The organism is Dickeya sp. ws52 (assembly GCF_007210685.1).
GTDB classification, from domain to species: domain Bacteria; phylum Pseudomonadota; class Gammaproteobacteria; order Enterobacterales; family Enterobacteriaceae; genus Dickeya; species Dickeya chrysanthemi.
This window is the reverse complement of the sequence record NZ_SZVX01000062.1, coordinates 1-371: the sequence shown is the minus strand read 5'-3', so window position 1 is coordinate 371 and position 371 is coordinate 1. Positions and strand designations below refer to the sequence as shown.

Below are 371 nucleotides of genomic sequence, written 5' to 3'. Positions count from 1 at the left end.
GGCGGCTTTATGCCGGCGCTGGCCACGCCGACGCTGGCGGGCGTGAGCGCGTTAACCCCGGTGGGGGCGCAGGCCGGGCGGGGGTTGAGCGGCGGCACGGCCGCGGCCGTCAGCGGCAGTCCGTTGTCGGGCACGGGGAATGGCGTGGCGCTGGCCGGCCAGGCGGAGCGCCCGGGCACCGCTGCCGGCGCCGTCACCCGCGAGGGCACTGACGCCGGCGGCACACCGACCCCGGCGGGTATCGATACCGGGCTGGGGACGGCCGCCCCGGTCGCTCCGGGCGCGCGCTCCCCGGGTGACCTGCAGGCGGCGCTGCGTCAGGGGCTGGCGCAGGTGGCCGGCCCGTCGCTCACCGACTACCCGCTGCCGAC

The 371-nt window shown here is 79.5% G+C and carries 1 protein-coding gene; it reads left to right on the top strand.

The window, feature by feature from the left end; translation table 11 throughout:
• On the top strand, positions 1-371 hold a 371-nt coding region (locus tag FDP13_RS21520), incomplete at both ends, for a hypothetical protein (RefSeq protein ID WP_143840380.1).